General features: G+C 71.8%; 22 protein-coding genes. 11 read left to right on the top strand and 11 right to left on the bottom strand.

The window, feature by feature from the left end:
* Together ACFVH5_RS38555 and ACFVH5_RS38550 are read right to left on the bottom strand one after the other, a co-directional pair.
* A partial coding sequence (locus ACFVH5_RS38555; RefSeq protein ID WP_385838359.1) for an ROK family protein occupies positions 1 to 1,072 on the bottom strand: 1,072 nt, incomplete at its 3' end.
* Positions 1,073 to 1,122: 50 nt separating this feature from the next.
* Entirely contained in the window at positions 1,123 to 1,839 is a 717-nt protein-coding gene (locus tag ACFVH5_RS38550) for an alpha-ketoglutarate-dependent dioxygenase AlkB family protein (protein WP_385838358.1), read from the bottom strand.
* A gap of 96 nt (positions 1,840 to 1,935) precedes the next feature.
* Between ACFVH5_RS38550 and ACFVH5_RS38545 the strand changes: the two genes are divergently transcribed.
* On the top strand, positions 1,936 to 3,102 hold the full coding sequence (locus tag ACFVH5_RS38545) for a methyltransferase (protein WP_385838357.1): 1,167 nt from the start codon (positions 1,936 to 1,938) through the stop codon (positions 3,100 to 3,102).
* On the opposite strand, the gene ACFVH5_RS38540 is transcribed toward ACFVH5_RS38545, so the two are convergent.
* Complete coding sequence (locus tag ACFVH5_RS38540; protein WP_385838356.1) at positions 3,083 to 3,871, bottom strand: helix-turn-helix domain-containing protein; 789 nt, start codon at positions 3,869 to 3,871, stop codon at positions 3,083 to 3,085. The genes ACFVH5_RS38545 and ACFVH5_RS38540 overlap by 20 nt on opposite strands.
* Before the next feature lie 70 nt (positions 3,872 to 3,941).
* On the opposite strand from ACFVH5_RS38540, the gene ACFVH5_RS38535 reads away from it, so the two are divergent.
* Complete coding sequence (locus tag ACFVH5_RS38535) at positions 3,942 to 4,784, top strand: phytanoyl-CoA dioxygenase family protein (RefSeq protein WP_385838355.1); 843 nt, start codon at positions 3,942 to 3,944, stop codon at positions 4,782 to 4,784.
* On the top strand, positions 4,781 to 5,104 hold the full coding sequence (locus tag ACFVH5_RS38530) for a hypothetical protein (RefSeq protein WP_385838354.1): 324 nt from the start codon (positions 4,781 to 4,783) through the stop codon (positions 5,102 to 5,104). The genes ACFVH5_RS38535 and ACFVH5_RS38530 overlap by 4 nt, the downstream gene beginning before the upstream one ends.
* A 25-nt stretch (positions 5,105 to 5,129) precedes the next feature.
* Here ACFVH5_RS38530 and ACFVH5_RS38525 read toward each other — a convergent pair whose 3' ends face one another.
* Together ACFVH5_RS38525 and ACFVH5_RS38520 are read right to left on the bottom strand one after the other, a co-directional pair.
* The gene (locus ACFVH5_RS38525; protein WP_385838352.1) at positions 5,130 to 5,984 is read right to left on the bottom strand and encodes a ketose-bisphosphate aldolase; all 855 of its coding nucleotides are present in this window, start codon (positions 5,982 to 5,984) and stop codon (positions 5,130 to 5,132) included.
* Between the two features lie 10 nt (positions 5,985 to 5,994).
* Complete coding sequence (locus ACFVH5_RS38520) at positions 5,995 to 6,900, bottom strand: SIS domain-containing protein (protein WP_385838351.1); 906 nt, start codon at positions 6,898 to 6,900, stop codon at positions 5,995 to 5,997.
* A 172-nt stretch (positions 6,901 to 7,072) separates the two neighbouring features.
* Here ACFVH5_RS38520 and ACFVH5_RS38515 point away from each other — a divergent pair, with 172 nt between their 5' ends.
* Both ACFVH5_RS38515 and ACFVH5_RS38510 read left to right on the top strand, forming a co-directional pair.
* Positions 7,073 to 7,852 carry a DeoR/GlpR family DNA-binding transcription regulator gene (locus ACFVH5_RS38515; RefSeq protein WP_385838350.1) on the top strand — a complete coding sequence of 260 codons (780 nt, stop codon included), beginning with the start codon at positions 7,073 to 7,075 and terminating at the stop codon, positions 7,850 to 7,852.
* An 83-nt stretch (positions 7,853 to 7,935) separates the two neighbouring features.
* The gene (locus ACFVH5_RS38510; RefSeq protein ID WP_385838349.1) at positions 7,936 to 8,496 is read left to right on the top strand and encodes an NUDIX domain-containing protein; all 561 of its coding nucleotides are present in this window, start codon (positions 7,936 to 7,938) and stop codon (positions 8,494 to 8,496) included.
* 322 nt (positions 8,497 to 8,818) lie between these two features.
* On the opposite strand, the gene ACFVH5_RS38505 is transcribed toward ACFVH5_RS38510, so the two are convergent.
* Both ACFVH5_RS38505 and ACFVH5_RS38500 read right to left on the bottom strand, forming a co-directional pair.
* Positions 8,819 to 9,688 (bottom strand): response regulator, encoded by an 870-nt coding sequence (locus ACFVH5_RS38505; protein WP_385838348.1) that lies wholly within the window; start codon positions 9,686 to 9,688, stop codon positions 8,819 to 8,821.
* Positions 9,685 to 11,427: an ATP-binding protein gene (locus ACFVH5_RS38500; RefSeq protein WP_385838347.1), complete on the bottom strand. Its 1,743-nt coding sequence runs from the start codon at positions 11,425 to 11,427 to the stop codon at positions 9,685 to 9,687. The genes ACFVH5_RS38505 and ACFVH5_RS38500 overlap by 4 nt, the downstream gene beginning before the upstream one ends.
* 295 nt (positions 11,428 to 11,722) lie before the next feature.
* Between ACFVH5_RS38500 and ACFVH5_RS38495 the strand changes: the two genes are divergently transcribed.
* From ACFVH5_RS38495 to ACFVH5_RS38480, 4 genes are all read left to right on the top strand, one after another.
* A complete protein-coding gene (locus tag ACFVH5_RS38495; RefSeq protein WP_385838361.1) occupies positions 11,723 to 12,706 on the top strand; it encodes a Bug family tripartite tricarboxylate transporter substrate binding protein in 984 nt (327 codons plus the stop codon).
* On the top strand, positions 12,703 to 13,269 hold the full coding sequence (locus tag ACFVH5_RS38490) for a tripartite tricarboxylate transporter TctB family protein (RefSeq protein WP_385838346.1): 567 nt from the start codon (positions 12,703 to 12,705) through the stop codon (positions 13,267 to 13,269). Before ACFVH5_RS38495 ends, ACFVH5_RS38490 begins: the two co-directional genes overlap by 4 nt.
* A gap of 1 nt (position 13,270) precedes the next feature.
* Positions 13,271 to 14,779 (top strand): tripartite tricarboxylate transporter permease, encoded by a 1,509-nt coding sequence (locus ACFVH5_RS38485; protein ID WP_385838345.1) that lies wholly within the window; start codon positions 13,271 to 13,273, stop codon positions 14,777 to 14,779.
* Positions 14,780 to 14,878: 99 nt separating this feature from the next.
* Positions 14,879 to 15,700 (top strand): DUF2382 domain-containing protein, encoded by an 822-nt coding sequence (locus ACFVH5_RS38480; RefSeq protein ID WP_385838344.1) that lies wholly within the window; start codon positions 14,879 to 14,881, stop codon positions 15,698 to 15,700.
* Between the two features lie 145 nt (positions 15,701 to 15,845).
* Here the strand turns inward: ACFVH5_RS38480 and ACFVH5_RS38475 are convergent, their stop codons facing one another.
* Positions 15,846 to 16,589, bottom strand: a complete 744-nt coding sequence (locus ACFVH5_RS38475) for a carbonic anhydrase (RefSeq protein WP_385838343.1) — start codon at positions 16,587 to 16,589, stop codon at positions 15,846 to 15,848.
* Positions 16,590 to 17,068: 479 nt separating this feature from the next.
* Between ACFVH5_RS38475 and ACFVH5_RS38470 the strand changes: the two genes are divergently transcribed.
* On the top strand, positions 17,069 to 17,971 hold the full coding sequence (locus ACFVH5_RS38470; protein ID WP_385838342.1) for an NAD(P)-dependent oxidoreductase: 903 nt from the start codon (positions 17,069 to 17,071) through the stop codon (positions 17,969 to 17,971).
* A gap of 51 nt (positions 17,972 to 18,022) precedes the next feature.
* Here the strand turns inward: ACFVH5_RS38470 and ACFVH5_RS38465 are convergent, their stop codons facing one another.
* Positions 18,023 to 18,436, bottom strand: a complete 414-nt coding sequence (locus tag ACFVH5_RS38465; protein ID WP_385838341.1) for a MarR family winged helix-turn-helix transcriptional regulator — start codon at positions 18,434 to 18,436, stop codon at positions 18,023 to 18,025.
* A 118-nt stretch (positions 18,437 to 18,554) separates the two neighbouring features.
* Between ACFVH5_RS38465 and ACFVH5_RS38460 the strand changes: the two genes are divergently transcribed.
* Complete coding sequence (locus ACFVH5_RS38460; protein ID WP_385838339.1) at positions 18,555 to 18,839, top strand: DUF6332 family protein; 285 nt, start codon at positions 18,555 to 18,557, stop codon at positions 18,837 to 18,839.
* On the opposite strand, the gene ACFVH5_RS38455 is transcribed toward ACFVH5_RS38460, so the two are convergent.
* A complete protein-coding gene (locus ACFVH5_RS38455) occupies positions 18,800 to 19,465 on the bottom strand; it encodes a response regulator (RefSeq protein ID WP_384799021.1) in 666 nt (221 codons plus the stop codon). The two genes, ACFVH5_RS38460 and ACFVH5_RS38455, sit on opposite strands and share 40 nt — an antisense overlap.
* Complete coding sequence (locus tag ACFVH5_RS38450) at positions 19,462 to 20,745, bottom strand: sensor histidine kinase (RefSeq protein WP_385838360.1); 1,284 nt, start codon at positions 20,743 to 20,745, stop codon at positions 19,462 to 19,464. Before ACFVH5_RS38450 ends, ACFVH5_RS38455 begins: the two co-directional genes overlap by 4 nt.
* Positions 20,746 to 20,827: the final 82 nt, after the last annotated feature.

Here is a 20,827-nt window from a genome sequence, read left to right as displayed (position 1 = left end):
GGTCGAGGAGCGTGCGGTGCAGGCCGCCGAGGATGATGCGGTCCGGGTTCAGGATGTTGACCAGGCCCGCGAGTCCCTGGCCCAGCCGGTCGACGAGCGCCTCGACGGCGGTGCGTACGCCCGGGTCGGCGTAGTGGTCGCGGATCAGCTCGTTGGCCTGCTGGAGCAGTGACACCTCGGGGCCGGGGTCGCGGCCGGCCGCCGTCAGGAACGCGAGGGGGTCCGCCTCGACGTCCAGGCAGCCCCGGCTGCCGCAGTGGCAGGCGCGGCCCTCCGGATTGACCGTGAGGTGGCCGACTTCGAGCGCGAGGCCCGAACTGCCCGTGTGCAGCCGCCCGTCGAGCACCAGCGCACCGCCGACACCCCGGTGCCCGGTCGCCACGCACAGCAGATCGCGGGAGCCGCGGCCAGCGCCGTGCCGGTGTTCGGCGAGCGCGGCGAGGTTGACGTCGTTGGCGGCGAACGCCGGACCGGTGATGCCGGCCGCGCGGACGCACTCCGCGAAGATCTCCCGCACGGGCGCGCCGGCCGGCCAGGCCAGGTGCAGCGGGTTGAGCGCGGTGCCCTCGGGTTCGGCGACGGCCGACGGGACGGCCACCCCGGCGCCCACACAGCGGCGGCCCGTCTCCCGGAGCAGTTCGGCACCCGCCTCCACGACCGAGCGGAGCACCTTCGCCGGGTCGGCGTCCACGGTCTCGCAGCCCGGCGCCGTCGCCACGAGCCGGCCGCCGAGGCCGACCAGGGCGGCCCGGAAGCCGTCGGCGTGCACCTGGGCGGCCAGCGCCACGGGGCCGTCCTCGGCGAGTTCGAGGCGGTGCGAGGGGCGGCCCTGCGAACCGGCCGCGGCGCCCGGGCGGGCGTCGACGCGGATCAGGCCGAGCGCCTCCAGCTCCGCGGCGACAGCGCCCGCCGTCGCCCGGGTGACGCCCAGTTCGGCGGTGAGCACGGCCCGGGTCGGCGCGCGTCCCGTGTGCACGAGTTCCAACGCGGGTCCGAGCGCACCCCGCCCTCGGTCCAGCCGTGTCCTGGTGCTTCCTTCTCCCACCGCTCCGGGGGTCGCATCGCCGCTCATGAGGGCGAGTGTCCCATGATCCGGTGGCCCGGTGACCGGCCAGTAGCCCCTCACGCGCTCCGGAGGCCGCTCACCCGCAGGGTGATGTTCAGACGGCCGGTCAGTCCCAACTCGGGCGGCGCGGTGCCCGCGTGGACGCGCGGCACGCCGTGGTGGGCGAGCCGGGCCGCGCCGCCGAACACGAACAGGTCGCCGCTGCGCAGTTCCACGTCCGTGTAGGGGCGGCCTCTCGACGTGGTGTTGCCGAACCGGAAGACGCAGGTGTCGCCGAGACTCAGCGACACCACGGGGGCGCCGGACTTCTCGTCGCTGTCGCGGTGCATACCCATGCGGGCGTCGGCGTCGTAGAAGTTGATCAGCGCGATGTCGTAGTCGTACGGGGATGGCGGGCTCCCCTGTGGCAGGCCCCCTGGTGCCGGATCGTGGTCCCCGGGAGCGGTCAGAGCCCGGTCCCCGAGGGCGTCCCGCGCCGCCCTGCGCCCCAGCTCCCCCAGCCAGGCGGGGAATTTCTTCACGGGCGCCCCGTCCCCGTCGACGACCGTTGACGCGTACCCGTACGGATACCAGTGCCATCCGAGGCAGACCTGCCGGGAGGTCATCGTGCCGCCGCCCGGGGTACGGACCGTGCGCAGTCCCGCGGGCGGCCTCGCCCAGTCGCGGCAGGCCTCCAGGAGTTCCTTCTGGCGCCCGGGAGGCAGCCAGTCCGGCAGGTGCACGGCGCCCGGTGCGATCTCCGTCCGGCTCCGGGGAAACAGTTCGGCGTCCATGGCTCCCATCCTCGCGCAGGGTCCGCACACACTCCCGCCGTACCCTCACGTGGGCACCGGGCGTCCCTGAGCTGCGCCTCAGTTAGCCTGGACCCAATGACCGACCGTATGACGACCCCCTCGGCCGAGCTGATGCTGGCGCGCTTCCCCGAGGACTCCCGTGACCAGCTCCGTGCGTGGGACGCCTCCGACGAGTACCTGCTGAAGCATCTCGCGGACAGCGGGCAGGCGCTCGACGGCACGGTCGTCGTGGTCGGTGACCGCTGGGGTGCCCTCAGCACGGCCCTCCAGGCGCATGCGCCGGTGCAGATCACCGACTCGTTCCTGACCCGGGAGGCGACCCGCGCCAATCTGGCGCGCAACGGCGCGGACGACGGATCCGTACGCCTTCTCACCACGCAGGACGCGGTGCCCGAGCGTGTCGACGTGCTGCTGGTGCGCGTGCCCAAGAGCCTCGCGCTGCTGGAGGACCAGCTGCGGCGGCTGGCACCGTCCGTGCACGAGGGGACGGTCGTGGTCGGCACCGGCATGGTCAAGGAGATCCACACCTCGACGCTCAAGCTGTTCGAGCGGATCATCGGACCGACGCGGACGTCGCTGGCCGAGAAGAAGGCCCGGCTGATCTTCTGCACGCCGAATCCCGGGATCGTGCCGTCGGCGAACCCCTGGCCGCTCAGTTACACGCTGCCCGACGGTGTCGGTCCCGTCTCCGGCCGCACGGTCGTCAACGAGGCGGGCGTCTTCTGCGCCGAGCGCCTGGACATCGGCACCAGGTTCTTCCTGCAGCACCTGCCGTACGGGCGGGAGGCCGGGCGTGTCGTGGACCTGGGCTGCGGGAACGGTGTCGTCGGTACCGCGGTGGCACTGGCGCGGCCGGAGTCCGAGGTGCTGTTCGTCGACGAGTCGTACCAGGCGGTGGCCTCGGCGGAGGCGACGTACCGGGTGAACACCGACGACACGGCCGAGCACGGCAAGGCGGAGTTCCGGGTCGACGACGGTCTGAACGGTGTTCCGGAGGACAGCGTCGACCTGGTCCTGACCAACCCGCCCTTCCACTCGCACCAGGCGACGACCGACGCGACGGCGTGGCGGATGTTCGTCGGGGCGCGCCGCGCGCTGCGGCCGGGCGGGGAGCTGTGGGTGGTCGGCAATCGCCATCTGGGCTATCACGTGAAGCTGCGGCGTCTCTTCGGCAACAGCGAACTGGTCGCGAGCGACGCGAAGTTCGTGGTCCTCAAGGCCGTCAAGCAGGCGCAGCAGTAGCAGCGGTCTCGCCGCGCAGGGCGCGCGGTGACGCGCCGAGTTCGCGTCGGCAGGCCTTGTTGAAGGCCTGCAGGTCGGGGATGCCGACCGACGCGGCGACCGCGGGGATGGACAGCGTCGAGGCCCGCAGCAGATGCCGGGCGCGGTCGAGCCTGCGGCGGCGGATGTACGCGACCACGGTGGCGCCGGTCGTGGCGCGGAAGAGCCGGGTCAGATGGTTGTGCGAGACGCCCGCGGCGCGGGCCACCGCGGGCACGGTGAGCGGGGCGGCGAGGTTGCCCTCGATGTACGCCATGGCGGCGGTGACGGCCGGATGCGTGCCGGGCCGTTCGGCGGCCGGAGCCAGCTGGGCGATACGCCACAGCACGGTCCAGATCTCGGCCCTGGTGCGCTCGGGCTCGCCCGGCGCGGAGGCCACCGCCTGGAGCAACAGGCCTGTCAGCATGGGGAGTTCGGCTCCGGCGTCCTGCAGTACTGGCACGGTCCGCGGTTCCCCGGCGGCGGCGATGCGCAGGTGTGCGTACAGGTGTTCCGAGCGGCCCTGGTAGCGGTAGCGGACGGTAGCGCCCGGCGGTACGAGGCTGACCCGGCCGGGCCGGATGCGGTGCGGTGTGCCGTCGACGGTCAGCTCGGCCTCGTACTGGTACAGGTGCAGCTGCCACAGCTCGGGCAGCCGGAAGACATCCGTGCGGCTCGCGACGCCGTGCACACCGACGCCCGCGTTGGCCACGACGGGCGGCTCGCCGAGGTGGATGGTCGTCTCCCGCATGGTGAAAAACTACCAGCGGTGGTGAAACGGACCAACGCGCGCGGCGGCCCCGGCTCCGTACGGTCGGTGCATGACGCATCCCGAGCGCCTCCCGGAAGACCCCGGACACCCTCCTCTGCTGGACTCGGTCCGGATGGCCCGTTTCGTGGCCCACGGCTCGCTGCGGCTGGACGCGGTGGTCCCGGCGGAACTGAACGCCGAGGCGATCGGCTTCCTCGAACACGGCGTACCCGATGTGCCGTACGGCAGCACGGTGGCGGACGCCTATCCCGAGGGTTCCTTGGTGCGACGGCTGCTCGATGTCCCGGCGGTGGCCGGGGTGCTGCGCGGTCTCGTCGGGCCCGGCCCGCTCGTCGACCATCACGCGGTGCACGTCCGCGAGCCCCACGAGGGGTCGGCCCAGCCGCTGCACGGCGACGCGATCATCGACGTCCGCACGGACGCCTTCGACGTCCAGCTGATGTACTACCCGCAGGACGTCACCCTGGACATGGGCGGCACCCTGAGCGTGCCGGGCAGCCATCTGCGGCGTACGAACGAGTCGGACACCGGCCGCTACCAGAACCTGCTCGGGCAGTCGCGGCTGGTCTGCCCGGCGGGCACCGTGGTGTTTCTGCACCACGGCCTCTGGCACGGCGGGCGGCGCAACGACAGTGACGGCATGCGGTACATGTTCAAGATCCGCTTCAACCCGGCGGTACGGCAGCGTCGGCTGTGGGACACCTCCGACCTCGCCGACCCCCGGGTGGCCGCGGAACTCTCGACGACGTTCCCCTGGTACGAGCCCGCCACCGGTCGGCTGGAGCTGTACAACCGCGTGCTGTTGTGGCGCTCGCTCACGGGCGACGCGTCGTTCGACCTGGAGCACTGGGTCACCCGCGTCTCCAACCGCCCTCAGGAGGAGGTTGTATGAGCGTCCGTCAGCAGGTGCTGGTCCTCTATCTGGGCACGTCGGCGCTGGACTCCCCGGTGGTCGGCTGGTCGGTGTACGACGGTACGGGTCGCACGTCACCCACCACCGGGGACAGCGACGAGCCCCCGTACGCGTCGGGCGTGGAGGCGCTGCGGGACGGCTGGCGGCTGTTCCAGGCGGCCCAGTTGATCCCGCCGTACCCGGGTGGCGAGTACGACGTGTCGTTCCTGAAGCACGAGTTCTTCTTCGAGAAACTCGTCGACCTGCGGTCGGACGGGCCGGGCATGAGCGGTCCGGCGGCCGGGTCGGTGGACGGGTGAGCGGGTCAGTGGACGCGTGAGCTGGTCAGCGGGCGTCCAGTACGGCGATGATCCGGGTCACCGCCTCCGCCATGGCCTCACGGGCCACCACGAGGTACTTGCGTGAGTCCACCGCCTCGGGGTGCGCGGTCAGGAACTCCCTGATCGCGTCCGTCATCGCGATGTTCAGGGCGGTGCCCACGTTCACCTTGGCGATGCCGCCGGTGACGGCCGCCCGCAGTTCGGTGTCCGGGACACCGGACGAGCCGTGCAGGACGAGGGGCACGTCGAGGGCGGCGGTGAGTCGCTTGAGGAGGTCGTGGTCGAGGGCGGCGGTGCGGGTCGTCATGGCGTGCGTGCTGCCGACGGCCACGGCCAGGGCGTCCACTCCCGCGTCGGCGACGAAGGAGCGGGCCTCGGCCGGGTCCGTACGGGCCCCCGCCGCGTGGGCGTCCAGGGCGGGCTGCCCTGCCTTGCCGCCGACCTCACCCAACTCGGCCTCGATCCACAGGCCTTGGGCATGCGCCCAGTCCGCGGCGGCCCGGGTGGCGGCGAGGTTCTCGGCATAGGGCAGGTGGGCGGCGTCGTACATGACGGAACCGAAGCCGGCGTCCGCCGCCTGCCGGAGCAGTTCGTCGCTCTGCACGTGGTCGAGGTGCAACGCGACGGGTACGGCGGCGTATTCGGCCGTGGCGGCGGCGGCGCGGGCCAGCGGGAGCAGCCGTCCGCGGCGGAACTTCACCGCGTTCTCGCTGACTTGGAGGATGACGGGCGCGTTCGCCGCCTCGGCGCCGGCGACGACGGCCTCGACGTGTTCCAGCGTGATGACGTTGAACGCGGCGACGGCGGTTCGGGCGGCTGCCGCCCGGGAGACCAGCTCACCGGCTGCTACGAGGGGCATGGACGGTCCTTCAGGGCGTGACGGGCGTGGTGGCGGGCTCGCCGAGGACGACCGAGCGCGTGAGGTGACGGGGCTCGTCGGGGTCGAGTCCTCGTGCGGCGGCGACGGCCACGGCGAGGCGCTGGGCGCGGACGAGTTCGGCGAGCGGGTCGAGGCCGCCCGCCACCCACAACGCCCCGGTGTCGCGGACCTGTTGGGCCAGTCCTTCGGGAGCGTCGCCCAGCATCCAGGTCGCGGTGCCCGCGGTGGTGACGCTGATCGGGCCGTGCCGGTACTCCATCGCCGGGTAGGCCTCGGTCCACGCCAGGGAGGCCTCGCGCATCTTCAGCCCGGCCTCGTTCGCGAGCCCGACGCTCCAGCCGCGCCCCAGGAAGGTGAACTGCGTGCAGTCGACGAGCCCTTCGGGCAGCGGCTCGGCCAGCGCGGTGCGGGCGTCGGCGACCACGGCGTCGGTGTGCAGGCCGAGATGGGCGCGCAGCAGGGTGAGCGCGGTGGTCGCGAACCGCGTCTGCACGACCGACTTCTCGTCGGCGTAGTCGAGTACGACGACGTCGTCGGCCGCTTCCGTCACGGGAGTCCGCGGATCCGCGGTGATCGCCACCGTGCGGGTGCGCCCCTTCAGCCGGCCGAGCAGGTCGAGCACCTCCGTGGTGGTGCCGGAGCGGGTCAGGGCGACCACCCGGTCGTACGGGCGGCCGTACGGGAACTCGGACGCGGCGAAGGCGTCGGTCTCGCCCTGCCCGGCCTGTTCGCGCAGGGCGGCGACGGCCTGCGCCATGAACCACGAGGTGCCGCAGCCGACCAGCGCGACGCGCTCACCCGGCGCGGGCAGCACGGCCGCGTGCTCCGCGGCCTCCCCGGCGGCCCGCACCCAGCACTCGGGCTGGGACTTCAGTTCGTTCTCGACATGGCTCACGCCGCGGCCTCCCGATGATGAAATGCTTGTTCGTGCAAGATATAGCGAGTTTTCGAGCACAATCAAGCATTCCGCGGTGAACAATGTGCGTTAAAGTCACCGCAAGATCAGAGGACGGTCGAGAACGGTCACTGTCACGATCTCTGTGACGATCGATGGACGGAGAGTGCGGATGTCGCGCGACGCCCGCTGGCAGGCGCTGCTGGAACTGCTCGTCGAGCGCGGCCGGCTCGATGTCGAGGAGGCGGCGGCCGACCTGGCGGTGTCGGCCGCGACGATCCGGCGCGACTTCGACCAGCTCGCGGAACAGCAGATGCTCGTACGCACCCGGGGCGGCGCGGTCGTGCACGGGGTGTCGTACGAGCTGCCGCTTCGCTACAAGACCGCCCGCCGCGCCTCGGAGAAGCAGCGCATCGCGAAGGCCGTGGCGGATCTCGTGGCCCCCGGCGAGGTGGTGGGCCTGACAGGGGGCACGACCACCACGGAGGTGGCACGCGCCCTGGCCGTGCACAGCGACCTCGCCACCGGCTCCCCGGCCCTGACCGTCGTCACGAACGCCCTCAACATCGCCGGCGAACTGGTCGTACGCCCCCAGTTCAAGATCGTGCTGACCGGTGGCGTCGCCCGACCGCAGTCGTACGAGCTGGTCGGCCCGCTCGCCGACGGCGTCCTCGGCCAGATCTCCCTCGACGTGGCCGTGCTCGGCGTGGTCGCCTTCGACGTCACCCATGGCGCCGCGGCGACCGACGAGGCGGAGGCCGCGATCAACCGCCTGCTGTGCGAGCGCGCCGAGCGGGTGATCGTCGCCGCCGACTCCAGCAAACTGGGCCAGCGGGCCTTCGCCCGCATCTGCCCGGCGGCCTCGGTGGACACGCTGGTCACGGACGCGGCGGCGGACCAGGAAACGGTGGACCGCTTCGAGGAGGCGGGCGTCGGGGTCGTCAGGGTGTGACGGCCCGGGGAGGACGACACCACCGGAGGACGGAACGATGAAGACGGAAAGTTGAAGGCGGCACGAAGGGGCGGGCACCGGCCATGGACGACGGCGAACACCGAGGACCCTGGCTACGGCACAGCCGCACGCGGGTGCACGCCGCCTCGCATCTGACCGCGTACCGGGACGAGGTCACGCTGCCGGACGGACGGGCGGGGCACTACGACTGGGTGGACGTGGCGGACCAGGTGCGGGTGGCCGCGCTGGTGGACGGATGTCTCCTCGTGGTCGAGCAGTACCACTACCTCAGCGGGCCGATGTGGCAGCTTCCCGGCGGGTCCGTCGAACCCGACGACGAGGACAGCGGCACGGCCGCCCGCCGGGAACTCGCCGAGGAGACCGGCTACTTCGGCGGCGACTGGTCGAAGCGGGGTGCGCCGCAGCCCCTGCCCGCGTTGACGCCCGCCCGGGTCCATCTGTGGCGGGCGACCGGGCTCACGCCGGGAACAGCCGCCCCTGACCCCTTCGAGGCGGACCTGAGGATCCATCACATCCCGTTGGAAGAGGCCCTGTCGGCGGTCCGGGAGGGCAGGATCGACTGCGCGGCGAGTGCCGCGCTCGTGCTGGCCGTGGCCCTGGAGGATGACAGCGCACGCCGATAGGGCGGACGGGGGCGGGACGGGTCACGCGCCGTCATCGCGCATCGCACGGGTGGCGGTCGCGATTGTCATCGGGGCCGTCGTCATCGGGGCCGTCGCGGGCCTGTTGGAAACACTCAAGGTGGGCCGTCCCTCGAAGGCGAGGGCGGGTGGACACACGGTGGAGTACCTGGCGGTGCCCCTGCTCAACAGGGAGTTGGGGCCCTTCCTGTCCGCCCGGCATCCCCGGCTGCGCGCGTACGCCCTCGGCTTCACCCGTCTCGCGGGTGTCGACGACCCCGAGACGGTCCTCGGCGATGTCGTCCGTGACACCCACGAAGTGGACCTAGGTTCGTGCCTCGTCGCCCGGCCGTGCGTCAGGCCGGCGGTCCGGCCGGCGGTCCGGCCGTCCGTGGTCGCGGAAGCGGTAGCGGCGTTCGGGGCGGCCCGCTGCTCCGTAGCGCAGGGTCACCTCCGCGTTGCCGATCGAGTGGAAGTGCTCCAGGTAGCGGCGGGCGCTGACGCGGGAGATGCCGGCCAGGGTCGCGCACTCGGCGGCGGACAGGGTGTCCTGCGCGGTTCTCAGGGTGCGTTCGATCAGCGCGGCCGTCTCCACGCTCAGACCTTTGGGCAGGGTGGCGGGCGCCGAGGCGGGCGCGGCTGCTCCGGCCAGCACCCGGTCGACATCGGCCTGGCCGTGCACGACGGTGGCGAGCACCCGGCCGCGCTGGACCGCGTACCGCTCGAGGCGGGCCCGCAGGTCGTCGAACTCGAAGGGTTTGAGCAGGTAGTCGACCACGCCGTGCCGGACGGCACCACGGACCGCGTCGGTCTCGCGTGCCGCGCTGATGACCATGACGTCGCAGTCGTGTCCCGCGGTACGCAGCCGGGGGATCACGTCGAGCCCGAAGACGTCCGGCAGGTACAGGTCGAGCAGGACGAGGTCGGGGTGCAGTTCGTCGACCGCGCGGGCGGCCTGTTCGCCGGTGCTGGCGACCCCCACGACCCGGAACGGCTCGACACGGTCGACGAAGGCGCGGTGCACCCGGGCCACCATGAAGTCGTCGTCGACCACGAGTACGTCGATCGAGTCGGATCTGTCGGATCTGTCTGACCGGTCGGACCTGTCGGCTCTCTCGGCCGTGTCAGCCGTGTCGGCCGATTCGGCCGTCGCGGTCGTCGCGGTCGTATCTGCCCCTCCGGGCGCCCCGTTCATCGTGTCGCTCCTTCCGCCACCGCGTCGGTGAGGTGGCTGACGGTCATGCGTGCGGTGAACATCGCCCCGTCGGGGGTGTTGGTCACCGAGATCTCTCCGCCGTGACGCTCGCAGACCAGCCGGGTGAGCGCCAGGCCGATCCCGCGCTCGCCCTCCTGGGCGGCCTTGGTGGTGAAGCCGTGCGAGAACACCTCCCGGGCGAGTTCGGGAGCGACGCCGGGACCCGAGTCGCGGACCACGATCTCCACACTGGAGGCATCCTGCCGCAGTTCGACCTCGACCCATGCCTCGTGGCCGGCGAGTGCCTCGTGGCCGTCGGGTGCCTCACGGCCCTGGGGAGCACGGCCCGTCGCCGCGACGGACGCGGCGTCCACGGCGTTGTCGACGAGGTTGCCGACCACCGTCGCCACATCGGCGGCGTCCTCCGGGGTGAGCCGGTCGAGTGCGGTCGCGTCCGAGATCCGCAGGCTGACCTTCCGTTCGGCGGCCAGGGAGGCCTTCGCCATCAGCAGGGCGGCGACCGCGGTGTCGCGGACACGGCGGCTGAGGGTGACGTCCAGCGACTGGCGGCGCTGGTTCAACCCCCGTATGTAGCGCACGACTTCGTCCTGTTCACCGATCTGGATCAGCCCCGAGATGGTGTGCAGCTGGTTGGCGAACTCGTGGGCCTGCGCGCGCAGCAGCTCCGAGGAGCTGCGGAAGGAGCCGATCTCCCGTTCCAGCCGGGCCAGTTCGGTACGGTCCCGCAGCGTGGTGACCGAGCCGAGCGGGCGGCCGTCCTTGGTGACGGTCATCCGGTTCATCACCAGCACCCGGCCGTGCAGGACGACGACCTCGTCGCGTTCCCCACCACCGCCGTGGTCACCGAGGTCGCCGCGCCCGCTCCCCGTACCCGCCGCGCCCTTCCGGTCCCCCGCCAGGACGTCCCGCAGCCGTCCCTCGATGCCGAGTTCGGCGAGACTGCGGCCCACGCAGTCCGCGGGAAGGGCGAGCAGGCGCCGGGCCATGTCGTTGGCCAGCGTGAGCCGGTGCTGCGGATCCAGGGCGATCACGCCCTCGGCGATCCCGTACAGCATCGCCTCACGGTGCTCGGCGAGGCCGGCGATCTCGCGGGGTTCCAGGCCGAGGGTCTGCCGTTTGACGCGCCGGGCCAGCAGCCAGGAGCCGATGAGGCCGAGCCCGCTGGCGATGCCCAGATAGGCGAGGAGGTACGAGGACGCCCCGCTCAGCCGCTGCCACGCCGTCGGGTCCGCCTCGCCGATCATCACCGTGCCCAGGGGCTCTCCGAGGTTCTCCTGCGTCGCGCCGAGCACCGGCACCTGGGCCACGAGTTCGCGGCTGCCGGCCAGCGTCAGCGAGCCGGACCAGCCGCGCCCCTCGGCGACGCCCTCGCCGAGGGAGAGCCGGCCGCCGACCGCCGTGGGATCGGTGGAGCTGACGATCCGGCCGTTCGCGTCGGCGACCGTCACCGAGGTGACCCCGGACTGTGTCTGCGTGGAGTTCACCAGCGGCGCGAGGGTCTGCTGCGGCGCGGACTGCACCAGCTGGCTGCGGGTGAGGGGGTTCGCGGCCAGCTGCTCGGCGAGCGCGATGACCCGGCGGCCCTCGACACGGTTGAAGGTCGTCTCCGACTGTCTGAGGGAGACCGCCGCGACGGCCACCAGCACCACCACGACGATGCCGAGCTGGAGCACCAGCATCTCGCCCGCGAGGGTCTGGCGACGGAAGGCGGCGACCACGACGGACTCAATCTCTCGTGCTGAACGGCGCTGACACGGCGATGACACGGTGCCGAACGGCTCGGCTGCCGGGTCGCACCATCATGGCCCGCGCCCGCGACCGGGAAAAGGGAGGAGACCGGGGCTGACACAAAGACCACAACCTCCGTTGGTTCCGGAAGAGAGACAGAGTCCCGGCACACGGGCAATATGTGGCCCACGTCACCCTCCCCCCATTCCAGGGCGTCCCCGTATCCCCCCGGCTCCAGTACGGGGACGCCCCTCCCCCGCATCTCATGTACAGGTGGTGGAACCCGTGCGCCCGAGCACTCCCCTCGCCCTGTTCGGGGCCGCCGTGCTCCTGCTCGTGGGACCTCCGCTGCTCACGACCGGCAGTGGCGCCGAGACCGGCACCCAGATCCCCGGTCTGCGCTTCATGGTCCCGAACACGCCCGGCGGCGGCTACGACATCACGGCCCGTACGGCCGCGAAGAACGCCGAGGACGCCGAACTCACCCACAACATCGAGGTGTTCAACCTGCCGGGCGCCGGAGGCACCGTCGGGCTGAGCCGGCTGGTGAGCGAGCACGGCAACGGCAAGCTCGCCATGTCGATGGGACTCGGCGTGGTGGGCGCGGTGCGCTCCAACGACGCGCCGAAGACGCTCGCCGACACCACCCCGATCGCCCGGCTCACCGAGGAGCAGGACGTCGTCGTGGTCTCCAAGGACTCCCCGTACAAGTCGGTCGACCAGCTCGTGGACGCCTGGAAGGCGCATCCCGGCAAGCTGCCCGTGGGCGGCGGATCCTCGCCCGGCGGGCCCGACCATCTCGCGCCGATGCTGATGGCGAAGGCCGCGGGCATCGCCCCGAAGGACGTCAACTACATCCCCTTCGACGGCGGCGGTGAGCTGCTCGCGTCGATCCTCGGCAGCAAGGTCGCCTTCGGGGTGTCCGGCGTCGGCGAGTACCTCGACCAGATCAAGGCGGGCGAGCTGCGGGTGCTCGCGGTCACCGGCCCCGAGCGGGTCGGCGAGCTGGACGCGCCCACGCTCAAGGAGTCCGGCTACGACGTGGACTTCACCAACTGGCGCGGCATCGTGGCCCCGCCGGGCCTGTCCGACGCCGAACGCGACAAGCTCGTACGCCTCGTCGAGGAGCTGCACGACTCCCCCGAGTGGCAGAAGTCCCTGGAGACGAACGGCTGGGACGACGCGTTCCTGACCGGTGCGAAGTTCGGCGACTTCCTGGACTCCCAGGACAAGCGCGTGGTGTCGGTGCTGAAGGAGCTGGGACTGTGACGACGCAGACCACCGACGTCCCCGGGACGCCGCCCACCCCGCCGACGCCCCCGCCGCCCGCTGACTCGCGCCGCGCCTGGCTGCGGGAGCACTCCGAACTCGGCGTCTGCGTGCTGCTGTTGGCGCTCGGCGTACTCGTCCTGACCGACGCGCTCACCATGGACGTCGACATCACCCAGCGCGGCCCCGTCGGACCGAAGACCGTCCCGATCGTGGTCGGCATCGGGCTGCTCGTGATCGCCGCGCTGCTCGCCGTCGACGTGCTGCGCGGCGGTCACGGCGAGGCGGAGGGCGGCGAGGACGTCGACCTGTCCGAACCGGCAGACTGGCGCACGGTGCTGCTGCTCGCCGGGGTGTTCCTCGGCTCGGCCGTCCTCATCGAACCGCTCGGCTTCCCCGTCGCGGGCGCCCTCCTCTTCTGGGGCGCCGCCTTCGCGCTGGGCAGCCGCCGCCTCGACAAGGACCCGCTGATCGCGGCCACCCTCTCCCTCGTCACGTACGCCGTCTTCAACAATCTGCTCGGAGTACCGCTGCCGGGCGGCCCGCTGATGGGAGTGCTGTGACATGGACGCCCTCAACTCCCTGATGCACGGCTTCGGTACGGCCCTCACACCGGTCAATCTGCTGTGGGCCGCCCTCGGTGTGCTGCTCGGCACCGCGATCGGCGTACTGCCCGGCATCGGGCCCGCGATGGCCGTCGCGCTGCTGCTGCCGGTGACGTACGGACTCGAACCGATCGGCGCGTTCATCATGTTCGCGGGGATCTACTACGGGGCGATGTTCGGCGGTTCGACCACCTCGATCCTGCTGAACACGCCCGGTGAGAGCGCCGCCGTGGTCGCGGCCATGGAGGGCAACCCGATGGCCAAGGCGGGGCGGGGCGCGCAGGCGCTCGCCGCCGCCGCCATCGGCCACTTCGCGGGCGGTCTGATCGGTACGCTCCTGCTGGTCGCGCTCGCCCCGACGGTCGCGGACCTGGCGGTGGACATCGGCGCGCCGGACTACTTCGCCATCATGGTGCTTGCGTTCATCGCGGTGACGTCGGTGCTGGGCTCGTCTCGGATCAGAGGTCTCGCGTCCCTGCTCATCGGCCTGACCCTCGGCCTCGTCGGCCTGGACCAGATGACCGGCCAGCAGCGGCTCACCTTCGGCTCGCTGCAACTCGCCGACGGCATCGACGTGGTGATCGTGGCGGTCGGCCTGTTCGCGATCGGCGAGGCCCTGTGGGTGGCGGCGCATCTGCGGCGCAGCCCGGGCGAGCCGATCCCGGTGGGCCGGCCCTGGCTGGGCCGCGACGACGTGCGGCGGACCTGGAAGTCCTGGCTGCGCGGGCCGTTGATCGGCTTCCCCTTCGGCGCGATCCCGGCGGGCGGCGCGGAGATCCCCACGTTCCTGTCGTACGCCGCGGAGAAGCGCCTGTCGAAGCACAAGGACGACTGGGGCAAGGGCGCGATCGAGGGGGTGGCGGGGCCGGAGTCGGCGGCGTCGGCCTCCGCGGCGGGCACGCTGGTGTCCATGCTGACGCTCGGTCTGCCGACGACGGCGGTCGCGGCCGTGATGCTGGCGGCGTTCCAGCAGTACGGCATCCAGCCGGGCCCGCTCCTCTTCGAGCGTGAGCCGGACCTGGTGTGGGGCCTGATCGCCTCCCTCTTCGTCGGCATGGTCCTCCTGCTCGCCCTCAACCTCCCGCTGGCCCCGGTCTGGGCGAAACTGCTGCGCATCCCGCGCCCGTATCTGTACGCGGGCATCCTGTTCTTCGCGGCGGTCGGCGCGTACGCGGTCGGCGGCGAGGTCATCGACCTGGTGATCCTGCTGATCATCGGGCTGATCGGCTTCGGCATGCGGAGGTACGGTCTGCCGGTGCTGCCCGCCGTCATCGGCGTCATCCTCGGCCCCAACGCCGAGCAACAGCTGAGGCGCGCCCTGCAGATCAGCGACGGCAGCGTGTCGGGGCTGGTCAACACGCCTTTCTCGGTGACCGTGTACGCGGTGACGGCCCTGCTGCTGATCTGGCCCCTGCTGCGGAAACTCTTCACCCGCGTCCGTGCGAGGCCCGAGCCGGCCGCACAGTAGTTGCCTTTTCTATATCTATTGTCCGCTTTTACTATGTTTCACGCCTTCTGTCGCGGTGACCCGGACAGCACACCGGACCAAGAAGGAGGGTGCTGAAGCATGATCACCCAGGAGCAGATACCGGCAGTACTGGAACATCCCGTGTACGACGCCGAGGGCAGCAAGATCGGGGACGCGAGCCACGTCTTCTTCGACGATGCGACCGGCCGTCCGGAATGGGTCAGCATCAAGACCGGCTTCTTCGGCACCAGCGAGTCGTTCGTGCCGATCCGGGAAGCGGTCATGGTCGAGGACCACCTTGAGGTGCCCTACGCCAAGGGCATGGTCAAGGACGCCCCCAACGTCGACGTCGACAGCGGCGGCCATCTGTCAGAGTCGGAGGAGGTCCGGCTGTACGAGCACTACGGCATCGCCTGGGACAACGCGTGGCAGCAGGCGAACCAGCCCGGCGGAGACGGCTGGGCGCACTCCGGCACCGCCGGGACCACCGCCGCAGCCGGCACCACGGCAAGGGACATGGCCACGCCCCAGGACGAGGCGATGACCCGGTCCGAGGAGCACATGCACGTCGGCACCGAGCGGTACGAGGCGGGGCGGGCGCGACTGCGCAAGTACGTGGTGACGGAGGAGGTCCAGCAGACGGTACCCCTGCGCCACGAGGAGGCACGCGTCGTGCGCGAGCCCATCACGGACGCGAACGTGGGCGACGCCCTGTCGGGCGCGGAGATCTCCGAGGCCGAGCACGAGGTCACGCTGCACGCCGAACGCCCGGTCGTGGAGACCGAGACCGTTCCGGTGGAGCGGGTGCGGCTGAGCACCGAGGAGGTCACCGAGGAGGAGACCGTCACGGGTCAGGTCCGCAAGGAACGGATCGCCACCGACGGCATCGAGGACGACGACGAGGGCCGCCCGCGCCGGTAGTGCGCACGCGCCGCGACGAAGGTCCGCACGCTCGCACCGCCCGCCCGGCCGTGGGTCGGCGGTGCCGGTCCGAGTCGCAGGTCCGAACCTTTGGAAGGGCTCGGACCTGCGGCCGTGTCGGCCGGGGCGACCGGCGTCATGGCATTCAGCCGACGCGGTGCACGAGCTGGGTGGTCAGTTCGTAGCGGGCGCCGACGATCCGCAGCGCCCCCGAGTCCACCTTGGCGGCGAGATCGGGCTCCGCCGCGAGCCGAGAACGGATGAGCCGTATGTTGGCGTCGATCGTCGCGTCGACGCGGGCGTCGCCCTCCTCGGTGCGGTCGATGGCCGGGCTGATCTGGTCGGCCAGGTACTGGATGTGGCGGGGCAGTTCCTCACCCGACTCGTCCGCCTCGACCGTCGCCTTCACGGCGCCGCACGACTGGTGGCCGAGCACCATGAGCAGCGGGATGCCCAGTTCGAGCACCCCGTAGGCGAGGCTGCCGAGCACGGCCTCGTCGAGAACCTGGCCCGCGCTGCGGACGGTCATGAGATCGCCGAGGCCCTGGTCGAAGACCAGCTCCGGAGGCACCCGGGAGTCGATGCAGCCGAGCAGGAGCGCGAAGGGGTGCTGACCGGTCGTCAGCGCCTGCCGGACGGCGGGGGTCTCGTCGGGATGCTTCTCACGGAAGGTGCGCCAGCGACGGTTGCCCGCCGACAGCTCCCGCAGGGCCTCTTCGGCGGTGGTGGGCCGCTTGCGCGCGACGGGCGCCGCGGCGGTCGCCGATCCGGAGCCGACTGTCAGTCCCGCGCCGAGAACCGCGGTCCCGGTGAGGGCGGCACGCAGGAGGGAGCGCCGGGCGGGGGTCGTCGCTCCGGCGGCTACGTGAGGTGCTGGGTCAGAGATCACGGAGGGGAACGTACGTCCGCCCCGCCGCCCCTCTGTTCGGGTTGCTCAATCCTGAGCAGCTGTTGAACCACTCTTGGCCATTCCGAGAGAAACACTTGCACCATTCGCTCCCGTGTCGGCCCACGGTGCGCGCCGACGCGTCGAACCGTACGCACGGCGCCAACTGCTGACCGCGTACCACCCGACGGACCAGCTCAGGAGCATGTTGCCGATCAGGGTCTCCCTGTCGTCACTGCGGGCCGCGTTGTAGAGGCCGGTCCCGGTGACGTAGGTGAGCAGGGTCGCCAGGACCATCCAGAGTGCGGTTCTCAAGTGCGGCCCCCAGGACGATGCGGAAACGGCCAACTTAACTACGTCCCGCGAGCCCCGAGAGCCACTGACTCCTGTTGGTGAGTTACTGATCAGGGCTGACTGTTAAGGGCCAGGATGGTCGGCAGAGTGGGTATCCCCCGCACGGAACCAATAGGAAAGTTGATGTCATGACCGACAAACTCACTGTCAGTGTCCTGGGCACCGGGATCATGGGGGCCGCGATGGCCCGTAACCTCGCGCGGGCCGGGCACGGCGTCCGGGCCTGGAACCGCAGCCGGGACAAGGCCGAACCGCTCGCCGCCGACGGTGCATACATCGCCGGGACGCCCGCCGAGGCCGTGGAGGGCGCAGACGTCGTGCTGACCATGCTGTACGACGGTCCTGCCGCGCTCGACGTGATGCGGCAGGCCGCGCCCGCCCTGCGCGCGGGCACGTCGTGGATCCAGTCGACGACCGCGGGCATCGACGGCGTCGGCCAACTGGCCGAGTTCGCCCGGGAGAAGGGCCTCGTCTTCTACGACGCGCCCGTGCTCGGCACCCGACAGCCCGCCGAGGCGGGGCAGTTGCTCGTGCTGGCCGCCGGTCCGAGCGACGGCCGGGACACCGTGGCACCGGTCTTCGACGCGGTCGGCGCCCGTACGGTGTGGACCGGCGAGGACGGGGCCGCGGGCAGCGCCACCCGTCTCAAGCTCGTCGCCAACAGCTGGGTCATCGCCGCCACCAGCGCGACCGGCGAGACCCTCGCCCTGGCCAAGGCGCTGGGCGTGGAACCGCAGAGCTTCTTCGACGCCATCGCCGGCGGCCCGCTCGACATGGGGTATCTGCACGCCAAGAGCGCCCTCATCCTGGAGGACCGGCTGTCACCCGCCGCGTTCGCCGTGTCCACCGCGGGCAAGGACGCCCGGCTCATCGTCGAGGCCGGTGAGCAGCACGGGGTCCGCCTCGACGTCGCGGCGGCGAGCGCCGAACGCTTCGAGCGGGCCGCCGCGCAGGGTCACGCCGACAAGGACATGGCCGCGGCCTACTTCGCGAGCTTCGACGAGGGTTCCGGGGACTCGACCACCCGGTAGGAACACTCGGCAGGGGCACCCCGGCAGGACCACGCCTCCGGCGGGCGCCGGTCAGTCCCGCGAGTCCGACCCGCCCGCCAACATCCGCCCCAGCACGGCCCGTTGGAGCGGCAGGACCTCACGGTGCAGGGTGCGTCCCTTCACCGTGAGGGAGACGCGGACGCCCCGCCGGTCCTCGGGGCACATGCAGCGCTCCACGAGGCCGTCCTTCTCCAGGCGGCCGATCAGCCGGGACAGGGCGCTCTGGCTCAGATGCACCCGCTCGGCGATCTCCTGGACGCGGTACGCGTTCCCGCCGTCCGCCGACGCGCCCGCGGCCAGTACGTCGAGCACCTCGAAGTCGCTGGCGCCCAGGCCGTGTCGGTGCAGTGCGCGGTCGAGTTCGCACAGTGTGCGCGCGTGCACCGCGAGGATGTCGCGCCATCGGTCCACGAGCACCTGCTCGGCCTTCTCCACAGCCGCCATGGCCGCACCTTAGCAAGGACCTCTTTTGCCGCATCGGCATGTAACGCAGCCGCATCGGGTGCACGCGCGAGTGCGGGCCTCCTTGCCCCGCCGGACCCCCAGCTGTGACACTCCCCGTATGGGACACAGCGGGGGGCAACGGACGCAGTCCGAGCGGGACGCGATCACCGTGGAGATCGGATACGCCCTGGCCAGCGCCGTGTTCGCCGCGGCCGTGCTGTTCGGGGTCCTGGCCGGTCCCGCCCTGCTCTTCCAACTGCCGACGACGGTCGAGGAAGTCCTCCTCGTCGCCGGGACGGGCCTCGCGGCCGTTCTCTTCCTCCTACGGGTGATCTCGGTGCTGATGCGCTTCCGGCAGGGACCTCAGCCCAGCCAGCCCGGCCGGACCAGCCCCGACTCGTAGGCCAGCACGACCAGTTGGGCCCGGTCGCGGGCGCCCAGCTTGACCATGGTGCGGCTGACGTGGGTCTTGGCCGTCAGAGGGCTCACCACCAGGCGCCGCGCGATCTCGTCGTTCGACAGTCCGATGCCGACCAGCGCCATCACCTCCCGCTCCCGCTCGGTGAGTTCGACGAGCGCGTCCGCCGCGGCCGGCTCCTTCGAACGCGCCGCGAACTCGGCGATGAGCCGGCGCGTCACACCCGGCGAGAGCAGCGCGTCGCCCTCGACCACCGCCCGGACGGCCCGCAGCAGTTCCTCCGGTTCGGTGTCCTTGACGAGGAAGCCGGACGCCCCGGAACGGATCGCCTCGAAGACGTACTCGTCGAGCTCGAAGGTGGTGAGCATGACGATCCTGACGTCCGCCAGGTCCGGCGCGTCGGTGATACGGCGCGTCGCGACGAGGCCGTCGAGCACGGGCATACGGATGTCCATCAGGACGACGTCGGGCCGCAGCTGACGTACGGCCCGCAGGGCCTGTGCCCCGTCCGCGGCCTCTCCGGCCACCTCGATGTCCGGCTGGGCGTCCAGCAGCGCCTTGAATCCCGCGCGGACCAAAGACTGGTCGTCGGCGAGCAGTACGCGGATCACCGGTCCTCCTCGGGGATGCGGGACTTCTTCAGCGGCAGCACGGCAAGCACGCGGAACCCTCCGTCCTCCCGGGGTCCGGCATCGATCGTGCCACCCAGCGCCGCCGCGCGCTCCCGCATTCCGGCCAGTCCGTTGCCACTGCCCCCCGCTTCCTCACCGGTCGCCGGACCGTCGTCGTCGATACGGAGCCGCAGGGCGCCGCCCGTCCGGTCGACCCGCACGCGCGCGTGCCGCGACCCGGAATGCCGTACGACGTTGGTCAACGCCTCCTGGACGATGCGGAAGGCCGCGAGATCGGCGCCCGGCGAGAGCTTCCCGGTCCAGTTCCCGTTCTCGACGGCGACGGTCAGACCGGCGCTCGCGGCCTGCTCCACCAGTTCGGGGAGCCGGTCGAGGCCGGGCGCCGGAGCGCGGGGCGCGTCCCCGGGCGTGCGGAGCGTGTCGAGCACCTGGCGCACCTCCCCCAGCGCCTCCTTGCTCGCGGCCTTGATCGTGGTGAGCGCGGTACGTGCCTGCTCCGGGTCGGAGTCGAGCAGCGCGAGGCCGACTCCCGCCTGGACGTTGATGACCGAGATGCTGTGCGCCAGGACGTCGTGCAGTTCGCGGGCGATGCGCAGCCGTTCCTCGTCGGCCCGCCGCCTGGCCGCCTGCCGGCGTTCCGCCCGGTCGCGGTCCCACTGCTCCCGGCGGACACGGGCCAGCTCGGAGACCGCGAGGATCGCCGCGAACCATGCGGCGATGGCGATCTCCTCGCCCCACGAGGAGGCCGGGTCGCCGTCCGGCGGCAGCCATCGGTAGAGCCAGTGACCCACCAGGAGATGCACCGTCCACAGGGTGCCGAGCACGGCCCGGACGAGCCGTCGGTGCCCGGCGAGGACCGCGCTGAAGCAGGCGAGCGCGACCGTGAGGAAGACCGGTCCGTACGGGTATCCCGCGCTGAAGTAGACGAGCGCCGTGACCGCGGTGCCGCACAGCACCGCCACCGGGTACCGCTGCCGCCACAGGAGCAGCAGAGCGCCGCCGAGCAGCAGGGCCCGCGCGAGGGCGTCGAGCGGCTCCCGCTCGGGCTGCGCCCCGGCGGCGAAGGTGCTGCCGACCATGACGAAGACGGTGAGGAGCAGCGTCGAACGCCACGGCCACCGGGGGTGGCCGCCGCCCTCTTCCTCCTCCCCGCGGTGGTTCCACCACGGGGGCCCGTGCCACCGGCTCCCCGGTGGACCGCCCCTGGCCCAGGGGGGTCCGCCGCACCGGCGTGTGCGCTGCTCTTCCATGCCCGCCACGCTAGACGCCACGGCCCGGCGGGGCGTCCTACGAGCGTGGTGATCACACGTACTCCCGGCGGAGTACGCGCCCGGGTCGCTG

Source organism: Streptomyces sp. NPDC127119 (genome assembly GCF_042677425.1).
Taxonomy (GTDB): Bacteria; Actinomycetota; Actinomycetes; order Streptomycetales; family Streptomycetaceae; genus Streptomyces.
This window is presented reverse-complemented; position numbering and strand designations above follow the sequence as displayed.

Bases quoted from the DNA above. Each gene is read 5' to 3' on its own strand.
- ACFVH5_RS38550 (WP_385838358.1), bottom strand. From the start codon at position 1,839: ATGGACGCCGAACTGTTTCCCCGGAGCCGGACGGAGATCGCACCGGGC.
- ACFVH5_RS38545 (WP_385838357.1), top strand. From the start codon at position 1,936: ATGACCGACCGTATGACGACCCCCTCGGCCGAGCTGATGCTGGCGCGC.
- ACFVH5_RS38540 (WP_385838356.1), bottom strand. From the start codon at position 3,871: ATGCGGGAGACGACCATCCACCTCGGCGAGCCGCCCGTCGTGGCCAAC.
- ACFVH5_RS38535 (WP_385838355.1), top strand. From the start codon at position 3,942: ATGACGCATCCCGAGCGCCTCCCGGAAGACCCCGGACACCCTCCTCTG.
- ACFVH5_RS38530 (WP_385838354.1), top strand. From the start codon at position 4,781: ATGAGCGTCCGTCAGCAGGTGCTGGTCCTCTATCTGGGCACGTCGGCG.
- ACFVH5_RS38525 (WP_385838352.1), bottom strand. From the start codon at position 5,984: ATGCCCCTCGTAGCAGCCGGTGAGCTGGTCTCCCGGGCGGCAGCCGCC.
- ACFVH5_RS38515 (WP_385838350.1), top strand. From the start codon at position 7,073: ATGTCGCGCGACGCCCGCTGGCAGGCGCTGCTGGAACTGCTCGTCGAG.
- ACFVH5_RS38510 (WP_385838349.1), top strand. From the start codon at position 7,936: ATGGACGACGGCGAACACCGAGGACCCTGGCTACGGCACAGCCGCACG.
- ACFVH5_RS38505 (WP_385838348.1), bottom strand. From the start codon at position 9,688: ATGAACGGGGCGCCCGGAGGGGCAGATACGACCGCGACGACCGCGACG.
- ACFVH5_RS38485 (WP_385838345.1), top strand. From the start codon at position 13,271: ATGGACGCCCTCAACTCCCTGATGCACGGCTTCGGTACGGCCCTCACA.
- ACFVH5_RS38480 (WP_385838344.1), top strand. From the start codon at position 14,879: ATGATCACCCAGGAGCAGATACCGGCAGTACTGGAACATCCCGTGTAC.
- ACFVH5_RS38470 (WP_385838342.1), top strand. From the start codon at position 17,069: ATGACCGACAAACTCACTGTCAGTGTCCTGGGCACCGGGATCATGGGG.
- ACFVH5_RS38465 (WP_385838341.1), bottom strand. From the start codon at position 18,436: ATGGCGGCTGTGGAGAAGGCCGAGCAGGTGCTCGTGGACCGATGGCGC.
- ACFVH5_RS38460 (WP_385838339.1), top strand. From the start codon at position 18,555: ATGGGACACAGCGGGGGGCAACGGACGCAGTCCGAGCGGGACGCGATC.